At 65.5% G+C, this 16,719-nt stretch carries 18 protein-coding genes, 1 tRNA gene and 1 pseudogene; 11 read left to right on the top strand and 9 right to left on the bottom strand.

Annotated elements, in window-relative coordinates:
• The first annotated feature begins 64 nt into the window (after positions 1–64).
• A complete protein-coding gene (locus ABFG95_RS11685; RefSeq protein WP_238909412.1) occupies positions 65–433 on the top strand; it encodes a hypothetical protein in 369 nt (122 codons plus the stop codon).
• 35 nt (positions 434–468) lie between these two features.
• Positions 469–1,008 carry a hypothetical protein gene (locus ABFG95_RS11680; RefSeq protein WP_348995882.1) on the top strand — a complete coding sequence of 180 codons (540 nt, stop codon included), beginning with the start codon at positions 469–471 and terminating at the stop codon, positions 1,006–1,008.
• A 191-nt stretch (positions 1,009–1,199) separates the two neighbouring features.
• Here ABFG95_RS11680 and ABFG95_RS11675 read toward each other — a convergent pair.
• Positions 1,200–1,301 (bottom strand): annotated as a pseudogene (locus ABFG95_RS11675) (glutathione S-transferase); the annotation flags it as partial.
• 468 nt (positions 1,302–1,769) lie between these two features.
• Here ABFG95_RS11675 and ABFG95_RS11670 point away from each other — a divergent pair.
• From ABFG95_RS11670 to ABFG95_RS11660, 3 genes are read left to right on the top strand one after another with little or no spacing between them, the layout of a single operon-like run.
• Positions 1,770–3,788: a hypothetical protein gene (locus tag ABFG95_RS11670; RefSeq protein WP_348995881.1), complete on the top strand. Its 2,019-nt coding sequence runs from the start codon at positions 1,770–1,772 to the stop codon at positions 3,786–3,788.
• Positions 3,789–3,826: 38 nt separating this feature from the next.
• The gene (locus ABFG95_RS11665; RefSeq protein WP_238909409.1) at positions 3,827–4,363 is read left to right on the top strand and encodes a hypothetical protein; all 537 of its coding nucleotides are present in this window, start codon (positions 3,827–3,829) and stop codon (positions 4,361–4,363) included.
• A gap of 43 nt (positions 4,364–4,406) precedes the next feature.
• A complete protein-coding gene (locus tag ABFG95_RS11660) occupies positions 4,407–4,958 on the top strand; it encodes a hypothetical protein (protein WP_238909408.1) in 552 nt (183 codons plus the stop codon).
• A 58-nt stretch (positions 4,959–5,016) separates the two neighbouring features.
• On the opposite strand, the gene ABFG95_RS11655 is transcribed toward ABFG95_RS11660, so the two are convergent.
• The 4 genes from ABFG95_RS11655 to ccsA form a co-directional block, all read right to left on the bottom strand.
• Positions 5,017–5,637, bottom strand: coding sequence for a glutathione S-transferase (locus tag ABFG95_RS11655; protein WP_263898792.1), 621 nt, complete (start codon positions 5,635–5,637; stop codon positions 5,017–5,019).
• A gap of 18 nt (positions 5,638–5,655) precedes the next feature.
• Complete coding sequence (ampD, locus tag ABFG95_RS11650) at positions 5,656–6,234, bottom strand: 1,6-anhydro-N-acetylmuramyl-L-alanine amidase AmpD (RefSeq protein ID WP_054500574.1); 579 nt, start codon at positions 6,232–6,234, stop codon at positions 5,656–5,658.
• A gap of 243 nt (positions 6,235–6,477) precedes the next feature.
• Complete coding sequence (locus ABFG95_RS11645) at positions 6,478–6,744, bottom strand: PP0621 family protein (protein WP_175144855.1); 267 nt, start codon at positions 6,742–6,744, stop codon at positions 6,478–6,480.
• A 1-nt stretch (position 6,745) separates the two neighbouring features.
• Positions 6,746–7,588: a cytochrome c biogenesis protein CcsA gene (ccsA, locus tag ABFG95_RS11640; RefSeq protein WP_049076371.1), complete on the bottom strand. Its 843-nt coding sequence runs from the start codon at positions 7,586–7,588 to the stop codon at positions 6,746–6,748.
• Positions 7,589–7,694: 106 nt separating this feature from the next.
• Here ccsA and ffh point away from each other — a divergent pair, with 106 nt between their 5' ends.
• A complete protein-coding gene (gene ffh / locus ABFG95_RS11635; RefSeq protein ID WP_049076369.1) occupies positions 7,695–9,101 on the top strand; it encodes a signal recognition particle protein in 1,407 nt (468 codons plus the stop codon).
• 181 nt (positions 9,102–9,282) lie between these two features.
• On the opposite strand, the gene lysM is transcribed toward ffh, so the two are convergent.
• The 4 genes from lysM to trmB all read right to left on the bottom strand — a co-directional run bounded on the left by lysM (position 9,283) and on the right by trmB (position 11,958).
• Positions 9,283–9,729 carry a peptidoglycan-binding protein LysM gene (gene lysM / locus ABFG95_RS11630; RefSeq protein WP_006385755.1) on the bottom strand — a complete coding sequence of 149 codons (447 nt, stop codon included), beginning with the start codon at positions 9,727–9,729 and terminating at the stop codon, positions 9,283–9,285.
• A 304-nt stretch (positions 9,730–10,033) separates the two neighbouring features.
• Positions 10,034–10,234, bottom strand: coding sequence for a sulfur carrier protein ThiS (thiS, locus tag ABFG95_RS11625; protein WP_006391536.1), 201 nt, complete (start codon positions 10,232–10,234; stop codon positions 10,034–10,036).
• A gap of 12 nt (positions 10,235–10,246) precedes the next feature.
• Positions 10,247–11,188, bottom strand: a complete 942-nt coding sequence (pip, locus tag ABFG95_RS11620; RefSeq protein ID WP_175144854.1) for a prolyl aminopeptidase — start codon at positions 11,186–11,188, stop codon at positions 10,247–10,249.
• On the bottom strand, positions 11,188–11,958 hold the full coding sequence (gene trmB, locus ABFG95_RS11615; RefSeq protein ID WP_348995880.1) for a tRNA (guanosine(46)-N7)-methyltransferase TrmB: 771 nt from the start codon (positions 11,956–11,958) through the stop codon (positions 11,188–11,190). Before trmB ends, pip begins: the two co-directional genes overlap by 1 nt.
• Positions 11,959–12,136: 178 nt before the next feature.
• Between trmB and ABFG95_RS11610 the strand changes: the two genes are divergently transcribed.
• From ABFG95_RS11610 to ABFG95_RS11590, 5 genes are all read left to right on the top strand, one after another.
• Positions 12,137–13,048 (top strand): LysR substrate-binding domain-containing protein, encoded by a 912-nt coding sequence (locus tag ABFG95_RS11610; RefSeq protein ID WP_059272644.1) that lies wholly within the window; start codon positions 12,137–12,139, stop codon positions 13,046–13,048.
• Between the two features lie 190 nt (positions 13,049–13,238).
• Entirely contained in the window at positions 13,239–14,432 is a 1,194-nt protein-coding gene (locus tag ABFG95_RS11605) for a CaiB/BaiF CoA-transferase family protein (RefSeq protein WP_049076361.1), read from the top strand.
• A gap of 40 nt (positions 14,433–14,472) precedes the next feature.
• Positions 14,473–15,435, top strand: coding sequence for a hydroxymethylglutaryl-CoA lyase (locus ABFG95_RS11600; protein WP_100507730.1), 963 nt, complete (start codon positions 14,473–14,475; stop codon positions 15,433–15,435).
• A 66-nt stretch (positions 15,436–15,501) separates the two neighbouring features.
• A complete protein-coding gene (locus ABFG95_RS11595) occupies positions 15,502–16,488 on the top strand; it encodes a tripartite tricarboxylate transporter substrate binding protein (RefSeq protein WP_278991372.1) in 987 nt (328 codons plus the stop codon).
• 79 nt (positions 16,489–16,567) lie between these two features.
• Positions 16,568–16,641: transfer RNA gene (locus tag ABFG95_RS11590), tRNA-Gly, on the top strand.
• Positions 16,642–16,719 lie beyond the last annotated feature (78 nt).

Raw genomic sequence — 16,719 nt, 5'->3', positions numbered from 1 at the left:
CTATGGACGGTCGCCTGCGTGCTCATGGGCGGCTATTGATTGATCTGCGATCAGGAACCGCGCCATGGCTACACCTACCCTTGACCCCGTTGTCCTCGACTTTTCCAATCTCGACGGTGACGTCAACGTCGACGGATATCAGGCAATGAGGTTCATCGGGGAACATGCTTTCACCGGTCATGCCGGTGAAGTCAGATATGTGACCCACATTTCTCATGGATCCAACATCCCGGATCAGACGGTCGGCGATGAAGGAGGCTACTTCTGGACGACGGTGCGCCTGGAAGGGGACAGAACCGGCTCCGGTGAGGCCGACTTCTTCGTGGAGTACACCAATTATTTGAACCCGTCCAACGACAACAGCTTGTGGTCGGAATATGCGACCGGCAATATCTATCCCTTCCTTGACGACGCGAATCTCTTCTTCGGTTGAGTAGTTGGGCGGAAAAATTGGCTATCGGGTCGAATATGCAGGGTCTGTTTGAAACCAAGGAAGACGGCACGATCATCTACTACGGCAAGATGGGTCGAAACGCGCCCGGCTACATCGTTGACGAGGCTGCCATGAAGGCCATCCGGAGGTTGTACGCCTGGGCATCCGGCACATCACTTGTGACGATTCCCGCCATGGTTCGCGCCGGCCTCTGGTGGCTGTCGCTGGTGGTCGGACTAATCTTGATCGTTGGTGCGCATCTTCGCCATAAGGAAATCGTCAAGGATCTGCCTGTCTCCGCTTGCTATTTCAACCCAGGTTTCAAAAGGCGCTGGGTGCTGCTCAGTCGGAATGCGTCATATTGGATGTTGGTCCCTAGCCTGCTGATCGTTTTCCCGTTTTTTATCGTGGCGTTCTGGCGAACACTGGATGACCAGGAGAGAGAGCCGGTAGCGGTGTGGACGTTCCTCGGTGTGGTCGTCGTGTGCTGGGTGACGTTCGCCGCGCTTTTTTTCATCAAGATCAAGCGGTCGCTCGGTAAAGTGAGGGCATGGCTCAAAGACGACCGGAATTGAGGCAGATCTCCTTCCCGCCCTTCGGTTGTCGTCTCAGCCTGTCAATGAATGTTGGCCATGCTGTTTGCCGGGATCAAGGCAGGGGTCGGCAGACACAGGACGTAATCGTCTCGCGCGATTGCTATTCCGCAGAATGAGTCTCCCCTTTGACCCAATGGCAACGTCAACGTCCGTTGCCTCGTCGACCACGTCATCACGCGCCGGTACCACGCCGATAGCACCGGCGTGTCCGGCCGCTCGATCGGTAGCGCCAGCCAGCGGTGCGCGGCACACACCAGGGCGATGTCGCTCATGATCTGACCGAAGCCATGCCTACGCCGGCAAGAACATACGTGTGCCGGCCCAGGCCAGCGAGACGCGCTCGCCGCCAGAACCGGATGTGTCGACCCTCAAGGAACCGGGGGGTGAACGCAGACCCTGGGCAAGGTCGCCGCCAATCCGGAATTCCGGACGCAGATGAAGCAGCAGTTCACCGAGATGGATTACCTGGATGGGCCGCAGTGGCACGAGCGCCTGAAGCAGGATGATGGGCGGCTGCGGCAGATCTGGGCGAATACGCCCTGGGTGAAGTAGGGCGTCAGATGGTGGTCCCGCGATTGCGGCGAGATGCTCCGGATCGCGGGATGGGGGCTAGTGTCTGAGAACTGGTCTGAATTGCGGCTTTTTTTACTGTAAATCGTGGCTCAACCGTTTATGTCTATAGACGGTCGCCTGCGTGGTGGTGGGTGGCTATTGATTGATCTGCGATCAGGAACCGCATCATGGCTACACCTACGCTTGCCCCCGTTGTCGTTTATGGCAGTTGGCCGCCGGAGCCCCCGAGTTGGGGCGGTGGATTAGGGTCTGGGCTGTGGGACGGCATCGGCTGGTCTTACTTCTCGACGCCCCGGATCGTTCCCGCGTGGTACATCGCGCAGATTCTCAACCAAAAGGAAGCGTATTTCTTTTCGCATTACAGCGAGGAATCGAGGTATTACCACGATCCGAAGACGACGCGTGGGATGGTGGAGCCTTTGGTCAATGCGCTTATTCCAGAGACGGGAAAATTGTTGGGGTACATGCAAGACTTGCTGGAAAGCAGTCTGGATGAGTCCTCCTTCAAGATTCTCAAGGCGATGGCGCGTACCCATGCTTACTTTATGCAGAGCGTCTTCAGTTGGAGCGCAATCCAAAAAGATATCGCCTCTGGCACGGATCCCAAAGTTGCAGTGGGCTCGGAGGTGGCATCCGTAGCGGTCAGCGCGATGATCGCCGGCGCGCTGGCCGGATTGGCCGGTGCTCTCATTGCTATCGAGGGGCCCGCCGCCGTTGCGACCATTGCCATCAACATCGGCGTTTCGACCCTATTGGATACGCTTGGACTGAAAGGGGAGGCCGCCAAGCTCATCAACGATGCCCTTGCTGGCGCCGAAAAGCATATATCGGCCGCAGGGGAGACACCCACGGCAACAACGCCATTACCTGATGAAGCCGATCATCAAGCTCCTCCTGCAAGCGTTGAAGCAGAATTGCCGACGCAGAGCGGGGTACCGCCCTTCAATGATGACGTTAAGGTTTTCTCCGATTACCAGCTTTATTTGGCTATGAAGGAGATAGGCGCGCATCCGGATGACTATCCAGATGCTGCGGTGATCCTGCCCGCAATTCTTGCGGACGTCGCAGACAGGATTGTGAGTGGCAATGACCCAGGTATTGAGGCCAACGGTAATGGTTCAGTCCTGCGGACGCCGCCAGAGATTGTGCACTATGCCGACATCGAGCCGGAGAATGGCGTGAAGTCATTCGTGGCGGACGATGGGAAGTCTTATCTGTTCATCGGCGACGGCACCCCGAGCGAAATGGTGGGCGGCGATGCAATCAACTGGTTCATGCCGGGAAACGACGATGAATGGTCCAACAAGGTTGTCGGCAATCCGGATGGCTACAACGTGCTGGACTTCTCCTTAAGTGAATGGGGTGTCGATATCACTGTGAACGGCAACGATCGCATGGACAAGTGGATAGCGGATCGGGCCAACGCGCTTGGGCTGAAGAACTATGAAATCAATCACCATTTCCTCACCCATGAGAACGCCCTTGGGAAACTCCGTGGGTACGCACCTGTGGCGTTGAAATCCGGTTCTATGAGCTCATGGAGCGAGGAGGAATATCGCAATATCGACTATGTCATCGGCAGCGACCATGACGACATTTTTGTCGGCGACGTACTTGGAGGAATGACGTTCACTGGCCGTGGCGGCAACGACACCTTCGTCGTGCACGGCGGCGGCAATCGCATCGTCTTCAACGATGGCGATTTCGCAGACCCCGGCACCGGGGAAATTACGACGAAGTTCATCCACGGGCTGACCACGGCTCGCGAAGCGCGCGATTTCAACCTCAAACACTACCAACCCGCTTATATGGGGGGATTTGGGGGGCTGCGGATCGAGCCGGATTTGTTGGATTTTTCAAATCTGGATGGCGACCTGAGTACAGAAGGGCATCAGACCATGCGGTTCATCGGAACTGGCAAGTTCACCGGGCATGCTGGAGAACTTCGATATGTGACCGAGGACCATCACGGAATTGAATGGCCCGTTACTCACCATGACGATAGCGGTTGGTGGTGGGCATCCACCGTGCGATTGGAGGGAGACAGGACCGGAGACGGAACCGCGGACTTATTCATTGAGTATACAAACTACACCGATCCTTCCACGCCGTATGGATGGATGATAGCTGGGGTGGTCGGCGCGAATTACCCCTATCTCGATGGTGACAATCTGTTCTTCGGTTAAACGGAGAAATATGGGATGCACGGGTTCTGGAGATAGTGATGCGTTCGGGTTTTACATACACCGGCTTGTTCGAGACCAAGGAAGACGGCACGACTATCTACTATTACGGTAGACGGGATGGTCATGCGCTCGGATACCACGTGGACGAGGCCGCCATGCGTTCCATCCGGCGGTTGTACGTGGAGTTATTTGCGGCTTCGGCCTTTGGCATCTCTCCTGCGTTCACCGCGGGGTATCGCTGGACGGCGATGCTGCTTGCAGCAGCGGCGGCCGTTTCCTTTTATGTTCGGCACGACAGGCTCATCAAGACACTGCCGGTTTCGCTATATCCCCGGCCCCCGTTCAGGAAACGGGTGATGTTGATCGGCAGAAGCATGTCTTATGCCCTGATCGTGCCCAACATCTTTCTGCTGCCCGCTGTCGCCGCCCTGGCATTTTCAAAGCTTGATGGCGCATCCCGATTGAGCCCGGCCCTGATATGGTCGGTCGTCATCGTCGCGTTTGCGGCGTGGGCAGTAAATTTCGCCTTCCTGTTTGCCAAGATCAAGGCGCGGGTCGGCTGGCGCGGGAGATAGTCGTGCCACGACCGTGCGGACGAATTGTCCATCGAGATGGGACATGAACTTGGCACCGAGAGGGCTGTTCGAAACCCTGGACGACGGCACCATCATCTACTACGGCAGGATGGGTTGGAACAAGCCCGGCTACATCGTTGACGAAGCAACCATGAGGGCGATCCAGAGGCTGACTGCGGCGTCGACAGGCACGGCGATTCTGACCATTCCGGCTCTGTTTCGCGCCGGTTTCTTATGGCTGTCGCTGGTGCTGGGGATCCTTCTGGTCGCCGTGACTCACGTTCAACACAAAAAGCTTGTCAAAGATCTGCCGGTCTCCACGCTCCACTGCACGCCGGGGTTCAGACGGCGGTTTGTTTTGATAAGCGTGGACATGTCCTATTTCGTGCCGGTCTTGTGCGTGATCTTCGCTTTTCCAGCGCTTGCGTGGATAGGTTGGAGCAGTCTGGATGACCCAGATATCAAGCCGATATTGTCGTGGGCAGCATTGGCTGGCGGGGCTTTGGGATGGTTGTTCAGCGCCGCCATGTTGTCCGTCAAGGTCACGATGTCGGTGCGCCGCGTCAGGGCCTGGCTCAAAGACCGCGGGAAGTGAGGCAGGCTGGTTCCGCGCCGCGATTCTGTTCGTCCGTAGATGTCGGGACGCTTTCCCCTTACTCCAACGGCAACGTCAACACCCCCTGCGGCGCCGGCCGCATCATCACGCGCCGGTACCACGCCGACAGCGCCGGGGTGTCCGGCCGCTCGATCGGCAGCGCCAGCCAGCGGTGCGCCGAGCACACCAGGGCGATGTCGCCCATGGTGAGGTGGCGGCCGGCGATGAACTCGCGGCCTTGCAGCGCCTGGTCCAGAATCTGCGCGCGGGCATTGCTGCGCTTGACCGATAGCTCGATGGCGGCGTGGTCGCGCTTGGCTTCCGGCGTGCGGATCAGGCCCAGGAAGGCCGGGCCCATGGCGCCCTGCCATTCGGTGGTCTGCCAGTCCATCCAGCGGTCGGCGTCGGCGCGCAGGCAGACGTCCTCGGGCCACAGGGTGCCGGCGCCGTAGCGCGCGGCCAGGTAGCGCACGATGGCGTTCGATTCCCACAGCACGAAACCGCCGTCGTCGATGGCGGGCACGGTGCGGTTGGGGTTGATTTTGGCGTACTCGGGCGTGTCTACCACGCCGAACGGGCCGCCGGCCTCGATGAAGGTGTGCGGCAGCGCCAGTTCGCGCACGGCCAGCATCACTTTCTGCACATTGACGGACGTCAGCCGTCCCCAGATCTTCAACATAACCGGTCCTTGTAAGGGTCAGACGGGCGGCAACTGCCGCCGTGCAAAGCCGCTGTCGCGCCCGAAGCGCGTCCAGTTGAAAGCGGGCCCCGGGTCGGTCTTGCGGCCCGGCGCGATGTGTTCGTGGCCCCAGGCGGCCGCCAGGGGGTAGCGTGCGCGCAGCACCGGCGTCAGCCGGCGCAGGGCCAGGTACTGTTCGTCAGTGTAGGGCAGCGTGTCGGTGCCTTCCAGCTCGATGCCAATGGAGAAATCGTTGCAGCGCTCGCGGCCGGCGAAGCGCGAGACGCCGGCATGCCAGGCGCGCGCATCGGTGGAGACGAACTGCACGATGCGGCCGTCGCGGCGGATGAAGAAATGCGCCGATACCCGCAGGCCGCGCAGGCGTTCCAGCCAGGGGTGCGAGCCGTAGTCCAGCGTGTTCAGGAACAGGCCGGCCACCTCGGGGCCGCCGAATTGGCCGGGCGGCAGGCTGATGTTGTGCAGCACCAGCAGCGACACCTGGGCGTCCTGGGGACGCGCGTCGCAGTTGGGGGAGGGCAGCCGGGAAACGCCCGGGGCCGGCGCCAGCCAGCCATGTCGATCCAGGAGCAGGGGCATGGGAGGAAAGCAGGTTGGTATCCAACGTGCATTATGCCGTGCGTGTGAAAAGGGGGCGAATGAGGGCCGGGCCCACCCCGGGGGCGGTGCTGTCGTTGCGTCCTGTGATGGGCGAGCCTCTCCGGGCTGGCTAGCGGGCAGGGCGGGCAGGGCGGGCTGGCGGAAGGGCGGAATGGCGGAATGGCGGAATGGCGGGCTGGCGGGTCCGCAGATCCGGGCCGGCCAGTCGTTCAGACCCGCCTTTTATTTCGCCGCCGGTCCCAGCCGGGCGTGTTCCTGGCTGCACCAGGTCTGGCCGCCCTGCAGCAGGGCCTCGGAACGCGGCAGGTGGATGCCGCAGTGGGCGCAACGGACCATGGCCTCCGGCGCGCCGGTGGCGGGCGGGTTGGGCGTGGCGCGCGGCTTGGCGCTGGCGGTGGAATCCTGGCGGGCGGCGGCCATGCGGCCGGCGATGCGGGCCACAAAGAGCACGCCGATGATGATGACGATCCAGAACAGCAGTTTGCCCACGTCAGCCTCGATGCAGAATGACTTCCAGCACGAACCGGCTGCCGGTGTAGGCCAGGATCAGGAATCCGAAGCCGGTAAGGGTCCAGCGCAGGGCGACGCGGCCGCGCCAGCCCCAGATGTGGCGCCCGGCAAGCAGCACGCCGAAGGTGAACCAGGACAGCAGGGTGAAGACGGTCTTGTGGTCGAACGGCAGGATCTGACCGGTGAGCTTCATGGAGGCGATGGAGCCCGAGCCGACGGCCAGGGTCAGCACCACGAAGCCGATCCAGATGATGCGGAACAGCAGTTGTTCCTGCACCAGCAGCGGCGGCTGCGAGTCCAGCACGCGGCCGATGATGCTGCGTTCGGCGGGGGCGTCCAGGGGGCGGTGCAGGTGGCGGTCGAGCAGCGCCATCAGCATGGCGTGCAGGGCGGCGATGGTGATCAGCCCGTAGGCGCCCAGCGCGATCAGCAAATGCACGCGCAGCCAGGCGTTGTCGGCGTGGGGCACGAATTGTCCCTGGGGAAACAGGGCGGCCAGGCCGCTGGCCAGGGTGGCGGCCGGCAGCAGCAGCAATTGCAGGCCGTCGATGCGCACCAGCAGGCTTTCGAGCCAGAATACGACCATGCCCAGCCAGATGGCGGCCGACAGGGCCAGCGCCCACCCGATGAACAGGTGCGGGGCCCCCAGCATGGACTGTTGCAGCCCGATTCCATGGAGAACCAGGGCTCCCAGCAGGCACAGACGGGCGACTTTGCCCGTTTGCTCGACTTCCCCGGCGCCCGCCAGGCGGATCCAGAGGGACCCTCCCAGCACGGCGTACGCCAAGGCGGCCGCTGTGTGAAATACAATGCCTAGTGACATAGAAACCGTTGTCTGGATGGGGCCTGGGGGCGCATGCCGCCCGACAGCGCAGAATCCGCGCCTGCGGCCACCGTTCAATCAACTAGTTTAAGCGGAAACGCCTCTCATGCTCGATAACCTAACTCAACGCCTGTCGCGCGTCGTCAAGACACTGCGCGGCGAAGCCCGCCTGACCGAGGCCAACACCCAGGAAATGCTGCGCGAAGTGCGCATGGCCCTGCTGGAAGCCGACGTGGCGCTGCCCGTGGTGCGCGATTTCGTCGCCCGGGTCAAGGAAAAGGCGCTGGGCGAAGAAGTCGCCAGCAGCCTCAGCCCCGGCCAGGCCCTGGTGGGCGTGGTCCACAAGGAACTGACCGCCCTCATGGGCGGCGACCTGGGCGCCGATTCCGGCGAACTGTCGCTGGCCGTGCAGCCGCCCGCGGTCATCCTGATGGCCGGCCTGCAGGGCGCGGGCAAGACCACCACCACCGGCAAGCTGGCCCGCTGGCTGAGCGAAGGCCAGCACACCCAGCACGGCCGCAAGACCGGCAAGAAGAAGGTGCTGGTGGTGTCCGCCGACGTCTACCGCCCGGCCGCCATCGACCAGTTGAAGAGCGTGGCGGCGCAGGTCGGCGTCGATTTCCTGCCGTCCGATCCCAGCCAGAAGCCCGAGGACATCGCCCGCAACGCGGTCGACCACGCCCGCCGTCACCACTACGACGTGCTGATCCTGGACACGGCCGGCCGCCTGGGCATCGACGAGGCCATGATGCGCGAGATCCGCGCGTTGCATGACCTGGTCAAGCCGGTCGAAACGCTGTTCGTGGTCGACGCCATGCAGGGCCAGGACGCGGTCAACACCGCCCGCGCCTTCGCCGAGGCGCTGCCGCTGACCGGCGTGGTGCTGACCAAGCTGGACGGCGACGCCCGCGGCGGCGCGGCGCTGTCGGTGCGCCACGTCACCGGCAAGCCGCTCAAGTTCGTCGGCGTCTCGGAAAAGCTGGACGGCCTGGAGCCGTTCTACCCCGAGCGCATGGCGCAGCGTGTGCTGGGCATGGGCGACATCGTCTCGCTGGTCGAGCAGGCCCAGAAGAACATCGACATCGCCGAGGCCCAGAAGCTGGCGGCCAAGATCAAGTCGGGCAACAAGTTCGACCTGAACGACTTCCGCGACCAGCTCGGCCAGGTCAAGAAGCTGGGCGACATGGGCTCGTTGCTGGAAAAACTGCCGGCCCAGTTCCAGCAGGCCGCCGGCCAGCTGCAGGGCGGCCAGGCCGAAAAGCAGCTGCGCCGCACCGAGGGCATCCTCAATTCCATGACGGCCGCCGAGCGTGCCAAGCCGGAACTCATCAAGGCCTCGCGCAAGCGCCGCATCGCGGCGGGTTCCGGCGTGCCGGTGCAGGAAGTCAACCGCCTGCTGGCCCAGTTCGAGCAGATGCAGGGCATGATGAAGCAGATGAAGAAGGGCGGCATGGCCAAGATGATGCGCGCCATGGGCGGCATGAAGGGCATGGGCCGCTTCATGAAGGGCTGACCGGCACGCCGCCGCCCGGCGACGGGGCCGGTCCCTCGGGGCTGCCGCTGACCGCCGGCGCTTGCCAGCGGGGATTTCCACCAAAAAAATGGCCAGGCGTTGCGCCTGGCCAAATCATCGCGGCAGGCAGGGGGTTCTGCGCCGCGACACGGGCCCGCGAGGGCCCATTCTGTTTCGTGGCTTACGACAGGGGCGGGATGCGCAGCACCTGGCCCGGGTAGATCTTGTCGGGGCTGGTCAGCATGGGCTTGTTGGCCTCGAAGATCAGGGTGTTCTTGGCGCCCTGGCCCTTGCCGTATTGCGCCTCGGCGATCTTCCACAGATTGTCGCCCTTCTGCACCGTGTACATCTTGGCCTCGGGCGCGGCCTGCTTGACCTTCAACTGGTTGTCCACCGCGGCCACGCCAACGGTGTTGCCCAGCGCCAGCGCGATCTTCTCGGCGGCTTCGGTGTTGGCGGCCTCGCCCGTGACGGTGACCTTGTCGCCATCGACCGAGATCTGCAGGCCATCGGCATTCAGGCCGTGCTTGTCGAGTTCCTTCTTCAGCTCATCCGGCGTGGCCGCCTTGGCTTCGCTGGCGCCGAAGAGTTTTTCTCCAACGTCCTTGATGAAATTGAGCAGACCCATCGTGTTTCCTTTATCTATGTTGCGGTGAGAGAAAGAGCGATGCGTGTCAGGGCGCGCGGTCCCCGGACTTCTGCGCATGGTGCCGGCGTTGCCGTCGCTCCCGGATTGGCGGGGCGTCGGCATGCAAATCCGCTTGCCGGGCCGGGCCCGGACGCGCCGGCACCAACGATTATGACTCGCCAGGTCGCCGCGAGAGAGGGGTAATCGTGTAACAGGTTGCTAGCCACCCGTCAGGATAATGAAAAAAAGGGCTGCATTGCTGCAGCCCTTCTGCGGGTGGCGACCGGCGCTTGCCGGCCGGCGCTCAGCCGCCGCCCACCGCCACCACGATCTCGACCTGGTCGCCGTCGGTCAGCGCGGTCTGCGCGTGCTGGCTCTTGGGCACGATCTCGCCATTGCGTTCCACCGCCACGCGCTTGCCGGCATAGCCCAGCGTTTCGAGCAGTTCGTTCACCGTGGTGTCGAGCGGAAATTCACGGGCGTCGCCGTTCAGGGTGATGTGCATGGGTCGGTCTCCTCAGCGTTTGGCGTAGGCGTCGGTGGCGGCGATCAGGCGCGCCAGCGTGCCGGGTTCGTCGAAGGCGTGGCCCGCGTCGGGCACGATGTGGAATTCGGCCTCGGGCCAGGCGCGGTGCAGGTCCCAGGCGGTGCGCGCGGGGGTGCAGGCGTCGTAGCGGCCCTGCACGATGGTGCCGGGGATGCCGCGCAGCTTGTGGGCGTCGCGGATCAACTGGCCTTCTTCCATGAAGCCGGCGTTGACGAAGTAGTGGTTCTCGATGCGGGCGAAGGCCAGCGCGGCGCGGTCGGCGGCGTGGCTCTGCTGGTGGCGCGGGCTGGGCAGCAGCGTGATGGTGCTGTCTTCCCATTTGCTCCAGGCCTTGGCGGCGCGCAACTGCTCGGCGGGGTCATCGCCCGTCAGGCGCTTGTGGTACGCCGCCACCAGGTCGCCGCGCTCGGCTTCGGGGATGGGGGCCAGGTACTCTTCCCAGCGATCGGGGAACAGCCACGACGCGCCTTCCTGGTAGAACCATTGCACTTCGGCGCGGCGCAGCGTGAAGATGCCGCGCACCACCAGTTCGCTAACGTGCCGCGGATGCGTTTCGGCGTAGGCCAGCGCCAGCGTCGAACCCCACGAGCCGCCGAACACCAGCCATTGGTCGGCGCCCATGATTTCGGTGCGCAGGCGTTCGATGTCGGCCACCAGGTGCCAGGTGGTGTTGTTGTCCAGGCCGGCGTGCGGCGTCGAGCGGCCGCAGCCGCGCTGGTCGAACAGCAGCACGTTGTAGCGCTTGGGATCGAAGAGTTGCCGATGCACCGGCGAGCAGCCGCTGCCGGGGCCGCCGTGCAGGAACACGGCGGGCTTGCCCTGCGGGTTGCCGCAGAGTTCCCAGTAGACCTGATGGCCGTCGCCGGTATCCAGGATGCCGTGGCGGTAGGGTTCGATCGCGGGGTAGAGCATCAGGCGACTCGCTTGAAGATCAGGTCCCAGACGCCATGGCCCAATCGCAGGCCGCGCGTCTCGAATTTGGTCAGGGGGCGGTAATCAGGGCGCGGCGCGTAGCCGTCCGTGGTGTTCTTCAGTTGCGGCTCGTTGCCCAGCACGTCGAGCATCTGCACCGCGTAGTCTTCCCAGTCGGTGGCGCAATGGATATAGCCGCCCGGCGCGATGCGGCTGGCCAGCAGCGCGATGAACGGCGGCTGGATCAGGCGGCGCTTGTGGTGGCGCTTCTTGGGCCACGGGTCGGGGAAGTAGATGTGCACGCCGGCCAGCGAGTCCGGCGCGATCATGTCGCGCACCACCTCGACCGCGTCGTGCTGGATGATGCGCAGGTTGGAGATGCTGGAATCCTCGATGCGGCGCAGCAGCGAGCCGACGCCGGCGTTGAACACTTCCACGCCCAGGAAGTTGTCGCCGGGACGGGCCAGCGCGATCTTCTCGGTGGTCTCGCCCATGCCGAAGCCGATTTCCAGCACCGTCGGCGCTTCGCGGCCGAAGGCGGCCGCGGGGTCCAGGCGCCTGGCGGCGTAGGGAATCGACCATTTGCCCAGCAGTTGCTCAAGCGCGGCCAACTGGCCCTGGGTGATGTGGCCGCGGCGGTGCACGAAGCTGCGGATGTGGGTGGCGCCCGGGCTGTTGGGGGCGTGCGCGGCGCTGGCCAGCGCGGCTTCGGTCTGGGGGGAAACCGGCGCGGGCGCGTCGGGGTTGCCGGGTGTTGCGGGGGTGTTCACGGGGGGAGTCGCAGAGCTGTTCGTTGTCATAGGCGGGATTGTAGTGGCAGCCCCGCCGGGCTGCAGTCCGCCTTTTGGTTTAAATGGGGACTTATCGCGGACGGTCAGCGGGGGCGGGTGCCCCGGGCCTGCGCGCTATAGTGCAGCCGCGGCGTCCGCCTGGCGCCGCGCGTCCATCATGAATATCGCCCGCATCGACCTCGTCACGCTCTCGCTTTTCGTCTCGGTGGCCCGCCAGGGCAGCATCTCGGCCGGCGCGCGCGCGTCGCACCTGGCGGTGGGGGCGGCCAGCAAGCGGATCTCGGACCTGGAGGCCGCGCTGGACACCCAACTGCTTTACCGCAACGCGGCCGGCGTCGAGCTGACCGAGGCGGGCCAGGCCTGCCTGGTCCACGCCCTGCGGGTGCTGCAGGAAGTCGAGCAGATGGCGGGCACCCTGTCCGACTATGCCCGGGGCGTGCGCGGGCAGGTGCGCATCGCGGCCAATACCTCGTCGCTGACCCAGTTCCTGCCGGAAGACCTGGCGTCCTTCATGGAAGCGCATCCGGCCGTGCGCATCGACCTGGAAGAGCAGAACAGCAGCGACATCGTCACCGCCGTGCTGGAGAACCGCGCCGACATCGGCGTGTTCGCCGACCGCACCCCGGCGGCGGGCCTGGCCACCGTGCCGTACCGGCTCGACGAGCTGGTGCTGATCGTGCCGCAGCGTCATCCGCTGGCGCGCCAGGCCAGCGTGGCGTTCGCCGATACCCTGGCCTACGACTACGTCGGCCTGCCGCCCGCGACCTCGCTGGCCACCCGCCTGGCCGACGAGAGCGGCCGGCTGGGCCGCGACATGCGGCTGCGCATCCAGGTGCGCAGCTTCGACGCCATCTGCCGCATGGTGGCCGCCACGCGCGGGGTCGGCATCCTGCCGCGGCTGGCGGCCGAGCCGCATGCGCGCTCCATGCCGATCCGCCTGATTGCCCTGTCCGACGACTGGGCGCGCCGCTGGCTGCTGCTGGGCGTGCGCGATGCCGATGCGCTGCCGGTGGCGGCGCGGCTGTTGCTGGCGCATCTGCGCGGCGCGCAGGACCCGGGCACGGCCTAGAGGCCGGCTCGCACACAAAAAAAGCGCTTGGTGGCGGCCGGCAATCGGTCGGCCTGTCCGGCTTGGTCGCGGCCGCCGCGCCGGGCTTTCTCGATCCGGGAATGCCCCCTTCCCGAATCGTCCATTCCGCCGCCCCGGGCGATGACGCACACTGCGGGCCATCATCGGTTGGATGCGCCCGGGAGGCGACATGGCAGGGCAGATACTCGCCGGCATACGCGTGCTGGAACTCGGACAACTCATCGCGGGGCCGTTCGCCGCCAAGACGCTGGCGGACTTTGGCGCGCAGGTCGTCAAGATCGAACCGCCCGGGCAGGGCGATCCGCTGCGCAAGTGGCGCCTGCTGCACGAGGGCACCTCGGTGTGGTGGGAGGCGCAGTCGCGCAACAAGCAGTCCGTGTGCGTGGACCTGCGCCAGCCCGAAGGCCAGGACATCGTGCGCCAGCTGGCGGCCGAGGCCGACGTGCTGATCGAGAATTTCCGTCCCGGCACGCTGGAGAAGTGGGGCCTGTCGTGGGAGACGCTGCACGCGTTGAACCCGCGCCTGATCATGCTGCGCATTTCCGGCTATGGCCAGACCGGGCCGAAGGCGCGCGAGCCGGGCTTTGCCGCGATTGGCGAAGCCATGGCCGGCCTGCGCTACCTGAATGGCGAGCCCGGCCGCGCGCCGGTGCGCGCCGGCCTGTCGCTGGGCGACACCATCGCCGGCCTGCATGGCGCGCTGGGCGTGCTGCTGGCGCTGTACCAGCGCGATGCCCGTGGCGGCCAGGGGCAGGTCATCGACGCGGCGCTGTACGAGAGCCTGTTCAACCTCAGCGAGAGCCTGCTGCCGGAGTATTCGGTGTTTGGCGCGGTGCGCGAACCGGCCGGCGCATCGCTGCCCGGCATCGCGCCGTCCAACGCCTATCCGTGCCGCGACGGCTATGTGCTGATCGCGGGCAATGGCGACGCCATCTACACCCGGCTGATGGCGCGCATCGGCCGCGACGACCTGGGCCGCGATCCCGAGCTGGCGCACAACGACGGCCGCGCGCGCCGCGTGGCCGAGATCGACCAGGCCATCGGCGCCTGGACCGCCGAACGCAGCATCGACGAGGTGTTGCAGGCCATGCGCGAAGCCGACGTGCCGTCGGGCCGCATCTATTCGGTGGCTGATATTGCCCACGACCCGCACTATCAGGCGCGCGGCGCCATCACCCGCCTGGAGGCCGCCAGCGGCATCGCGGTGGACATGCCGGCGGTGTTTCCGTGCCTGTCGGCCAACCCGGGCGCGGTGCGCGAGCGCGCGCCGACGCTGGGCGAGCACACCGACGCGGTGCTGGCGGCAGCGGGCCTGAGCCCGGAACAGCGCGAAGCGCTGCGGGCGCGCGGCGTGATCGCATGAACCGCGCCATTTCCCTTAATCCGGCAGCGAGGATGCGCTCATGAACACCGGTTCCCCCGTCCTGGAAATCAACGAGGTCGGCCCGCGCGACGGCTTGCAGATCGAGGCGCGCATGGTGCCGACCGAAGACAAGATCGCCTTCGTCGATGCATTGTCCGATTGCGGCTTTGCCCGCATCGAGGTCACCAGCTTCACCTCGCCCAAGGCCATTCCGGCCCTGGCGGACGCGGGCGCCGTGATGCAGGGCATCCGCCGCCGGCCCGGCGTGATCTATACGGCGCTGGTGCCGAACATCCGTGGCCTGGAGCGGGCGCTGGAGGCCGGGGTCGACGAGATGAACCTGGTCATGTCTTGCAGCGAGACGCATAACCGCGCCAACCTGCGCATGACCCGCCAGCAATCGTTCGACGAACTCAGCCAGGTGCTGGCCGCCGCCGCGCGCGCCGGCGCGCCCTGCAATGTGTCGCTGTCGACCGCCTTCGGCTGTCCGTTCGACGGCGACGTGCAGGCGGAACAGGTCTTGGACCTGGCCGCCCGCCTGGTCGATGCCGGCGCCAATGGCATCACGCTGTGCGACACCACCGGCATGGCCTATCCCAATCAGGTGGGCGAACTGTGCGCCGACGCGGCGCGGCGCCTGCCGGGCGTGGCGCTTACCGTTCACCTGCACAATACGCGCGGCATGGCGCTGGCCAACGCCGTCACCGCCTGGCAGGCCGGCATCACCCGCTTCGACGCCGCCGCCGGCGGCCTGGGCGGCTGCCCGTACGCGCCCGGCGCCAGCGGCAACGTCAACACCGAAGAACTGGTCCACATGTTCGAGTGCATGGGCGTTCGGACGGGCGTGTCGCTCGAATCGCTGCTTGCCATCCTGCGCGGACTGCCGGGGCTGGTCGGCCGCGAGCTGCCCATGGCGTTGTTGCGCGCCGGACCGCGCCTGGCCGCGCATCCGCCGCCCGCGTGGCTGGCGGAGCGGTTCGGGCCGGCCGGCGACGCCGCCTAGGTTTTGCTTCACACCACGCGCCCGGCTCTCGGGCGCTTCATACAAAAACAGCAAGGAGACAACCGCATGACCGCTTTCCGTTTCGTTCCCGTTCTACGCGCCTGCGCCATCGCGCTGGGCCTGGCCGCCGCTGGCGCCGCCCACGCCCAGGCGGATTTTCCCAACCGTCCCGTCACGCTGATCGTGTCGGCCGCGCCCGGCGGCACCACCGACATCGCCGCCCGGCTCATCGCCCAGCCCCTGGGCGCCGCCCTCGGCCAGAGCGTGGTTGTCGAGAACAAGCCCGGCGCCTCCGGCGGCATCGCCGCGCAGGCGGTGGCCCGCGCCAAGCCCGACGGCTACACGCTGTTGCTGCAGTATTCGGGCTTCCAGGTCATCACCCCGCACGTCACGCCGACCTCCGGCTGGGATCCGATCAAGGATTTCGCGCCGGTGGCCAATGTGCTGTCCGCGCCCCAGGTCGTGGTGGTGCGGCCGGACCTGCCGATCAAGTCGCTGAAAGACCTGGTCGCGTACGCCAAGGCCAACCCGGGCAAGCTCAACTACGCCTCGTCCGGCAATGGTTCATTGCAGCAGGTCGCCACCGAACTGCTCAACCAGATGGCGGGCACGCAGATCACCCACATTCCCTACAAGGGCACCGGCCCGGCGCTGAACGACTTGCTGGGCGGCGCCGTCGACATGACCATCACCACGCCGCCGCCGCTGCTGGGCCAGATCGCCGCCGGCAAGCTGCGCGCGCTGGCCGTCACCGGCAACACGCGCCTGGCGTCGCTGCCGGACGTGCCCACCGCTGCCGAGGCCGGCTATCCCGACCTGATCGTCTCGTCCTGGTTCGCCATGTACGCGCCCAAGGACACGCCCGCGCCGGTGGTGGACAAGATCGCCGGTGAAATCCAGAAGATCATGCAGACCGACGCTTTCCGCCAGAAGGCGGCCGAGCAGGGCGCCGAGGCCGAATTCATGGGGCCGAAGGCGCTGGGCGACTACACCCAGGCCGAGCTGGACCGCTGGGGCAAGGTGGTGAAGGCGGCGGGGATCACGGCGAACTGAAGGCGGTCGCCTGGGGCGGAAAAACCCAGGCTATAATTCCTGCCTCTGCTCCGGTCTTGCGCCGGGGCACGACACCCGAGCGGGTGTAGTTCAATGGTAGAACGGCAGCTTCCCAAGCTTCATACGAGGGTTCGATTCCCTTCACCCGCTCCAATTCGCCAGTTCCTTGTCTGACTCGCAACGGGCCGTGTGCCATGCTCGCATGGGCCGCCGCGCCAGCCGGTGTGCGCG

Origin of the sequence: Achromobacter sp. HNDS-1 (assembly GCF_040084795.1) — a bacterium.
GTDB lineage: Bacteria > Pseudomonadota > Gammaproteobacteria > Burkholderiales > Burkholderiaceae_B > Achromobacter > Achromobacter ruhlandii.
This window is presented reverse-complemented; position numbering and strand designations above follow the sequence as displayed.